This is a genomic window from Bacillus hominis, assembly GCF_018332515.1.
GTDB lineage: Bacteria > Bacillota > Bacilli > Bacillales > Bacillaceae_G > Bacillus_A > Bacillus_A hominis.
Map to the genome: position 1 here is coordinate 1 of NZ_BOQD01000495.1, position 3027 is coordinate 3027.

Genomic DNA, 3027 nt, shown 5'->3' on the forward strand with positions numbered 1-3027 from the left:
TAAATAAAATTAAGCATAGCTTGGATACATAAAGTAATATGTGAGGTATTCTTTTTATGGTTTCCGTCTCTTCAATATCATCCAGAAACTATTTGATTACCAGATTTAATAGAACAAAAAAACGAGTAAAACTGGATGAAACTGTTTTTACTCGTTTTTTTCGATTATGCTTGATATTGATAATTGTAACAAACTGTACCTATTATCTTATTTTTACTATTCAATCATTGAATAGCCCCTGCCATGTATTGTTTGAATATATCTATCTTTCTTCTCGCACTTTAACTTTTTTCTTACATACCCAATATATAAATCCACTACATTTGGATTTACTGCTACTTCATATCCCCAAACCTGGTTCAAAAGTATTTCACGACTGAATATTGTATTTTTATTCTTGATTAAAAATACAAGTAAATCGTACTCGCGCTTAGTAAGTGAAAGATTTTCATCACCTTTTGTCACAATATTGCGAGATGTATCAACAAAGAGATCTTTAAACCGAAACAAGTTTGTCTCGGTTTGCTGGATACCGTCACCTCTTCTTAAAATAGCTTTTACCCTTGCTACTAATTCTTCTTTCACAAATGGTTTTCTTATATAATCATCTGCTCCTGCTTCTAACCCTGCTATGCAATCTTTGCTAGAAATATTGTCGGTCACAATAATTATCGGTGTCGTTTTAACAAATCGTATTTGTCTGCAAATTTCTGGTCCAGATATACTTAATGAATCCCAATCCAATACGATAATATCCCAATCTTGCTCATATACTATATTTAAACCTTTGTTTTCATTGTGAAGTGTTAAAATGAAATAGCCTTCTTGCTGTAGACCGCTTACGATTTTCTTTGCTAAAGACCGTTTATTCTTAATTACTAACACCTGCTTCACCGATGGTTCACCTCTACTTCAACATAACTTAGTTAGATAAAAGAATGTAAGATTTATAAATCTTACATTCTTAAAAAATCTATTATAACAGCTTATCAGGAGAACTCTGTAAAATTTTATAATAAATATGAGTAAAAACACAAAATATATGAAAGTTTAAATAAATCTTATTTAATCATTAAGGGGCCCATCGACAAAACGCGGAAATTATACGCTAACGATCATTTTGAGGATTTAAATCCTATTAACCCTTCCCTTCTCAAACTATTCGCTTCTATGGTGAAAGAACCTTTTAGAAAAGAAAAAACCTTCCTTTCTCATGCTATGGATCATACAAACTGAATACTTCTCTCTTACGCACTGCTCCCTTTTCTTTACTGAAGTTTACTCGCCCTTTTTTACACCAATTTCTCAAAATCCCCTTTACATAAGAAAATGTTCGCTTATTGTTTTTAAACGCAATTTTAAGTGCCTCTAGTACTGAGCTTTCTGAAACTCTTTGCATCCACCCCTTTAATTCCTTCACGATATATGGAGATAAACTACTAATATTTTGTTCGTAAAACTTGTAAATGTCACTATGTGTAGTGGCATCCTCTTCTCTTTCTACCTCTTCCGTATCGTCCTTCTCTTGAGTAATTTCTTGTTGTGAATTACTACTAATCTCTTCCTCTGGCATACCAAAATACTGAAGTAATAACGGAATCTTGCATTCTTCCTCAAGACATTTACGTAAAAACTTATGTAGGAACTCTTTACTTTTCACCGTTTTCAGCTCACGTAATACACATTTCTCTATGTTCGCATTAAAAATAGGATTATAGTGTAACCAATTTATTATGAATATCTCTTTCGTTTCCGCATCATATAAAATCTTCCCGTATTCCACAAATCGGTTCAATAACTTCTCAACAGTTTCCATACTGTAACCTGTTTCAAGTTCTGCCAAACGCTTCGGTAATATGTAAATACCACATTGCTTCGTTTTCGTACCAGTTAACAAATATATGTAAAAATAACGCTCCTCTGGCGTTAAATCTAATATGAATTCATCTTGCCAAAAGTTCACCTGCACATTACGGTATACCGCCATATGTTTCCCTCCACTCTTTGCTAGTAAATAGGAAGATTTTAATCCTTCAATATAAATATAGGAATGGGCAAACGGTTTTGGCATTTGAATTACAATTTTTTTTACTACTACAACGACGGTTTTATTTTTTCGCGCTTTGTTGTTCTTGTAGTTGTTTTTGTTTTGTATTGTTTTTTCTTAGTGATTTATTACTTGGTAGGTGCTTATGAGGGGCTTGGAAGGGGCTTATATAGTGTTTCTCATCTAATAATTTTGATTAGGTCTCCCCTACATTTCCTTACTGTAATATTCCCAAAATTATAGATAACTAGTAACAATTACAAAATCAAAACTTTCAAAATGACTAACATGATTCGCCAAAACGAACAAAATCCGCTATGAATCATTTTCTAAACACTGTGGCAATTTCATATGTGCCACTACATAAAAAGGCAGTCGAGACTGCAAGAGAAGTTGGTATAGTAGAAGTAAAACGTGACAATAAAAAAAGTAGTTTTCTAAATGCTTACGAAAGTATTCAGAAAGAACTTGATAGAGGAAGACTTGGGTTCAAACGTAAGTATGTAAGATGTTAAAAAACAGCAAAAAGGGGTATCAATCTTTCTTGATTTACACCCCTTTTTGCTTTGATTACTGAACTTTCTCCTTAGAAATCATTCCTTTACCTCTGGACAACTTATATGTTAGAAATTTATCCCGCATTAACGCCCGATTGGTGAAGGCTAATAATCAGTAGGGGATGCCCCCCACTGATTAAAGTTTCACTTTATAAACCCTATCTCTTTTCTCATCACTTTTGACAAAAATAAGCTTTCCTTCTTTAACAAAACCTTCTAATAGTAAGCATACTTGTCCATATGCTTTAGGCTTATTCGTTGTGAATCTTTCATCTGATATTTTGCCAGATCGTATTAATTGTTCGCATAGCTCAAGTGCACTTATTTCTTCAGAATCCACTAATTCCAATATATCTTTTTGTAATGGTGATAAAGGTACTAGTATATCAGCTACCCCCACCTTTTCTTTTTCTTTTTCTTTTT

Annotated in this window: 3 protein-coding genes and 1 pseudogene; 1 reads left to right on the forward strand and 3 read right to left on the reverse strand. The window is 32.9% G+C overall.

Translation table 11 applies throughout. The features are described 5' to 3' along the window. Window positions 1-216: 216 nt before the first annotated feature. Both KI356_RS26825 and KI356_RS26830 read right to left on the reverse strand, forming a co-directional pair. Window positions 217-894 carry a response regulator transcription factor gene (locus KI356_RS26825; protein ID WP_128280562.1) on the reverse strand — a complete coding sequence of 226 codons (678 nt, stop codon included), beginning with the start codon at window positions 892-894 and terminating at the stop codon, window positions 217-219. Between the two features lie 322 nt (window positions 895-1216). Then, window positions 1217-1987, reverse strand: coding sequence for a DnaD domain-containing protein (locus KI356_RS26830; protein WP_212936967.1), 771 nt, complete (start codon window positions 1985-1987; stop codon window positions 1217-1219). 347 nt (window positions 1988-2334) lie between these two features. Between KI356_RS26830 and KI356_RS26835 the strand changes: the two are divergent. After that, window positions 2335-2562: pseudogene (locus KI356_RS26835) on the forward strand (DNA alkylation repair protein); the annotation flags it as partial. Between the two features lie 178 nt (window positions 2563-2740). Here KI356_RS26835 and KI356_RS26840 read toward each other — a convergent pair. Next, window positions 2741-3027: DUF3895 domain-containing protein (locus KI356_RS26840; RefSeq protein WP_212936968.1), on the reverse strand; the 287-nt coding region annotated here is incomplete at its 5' end.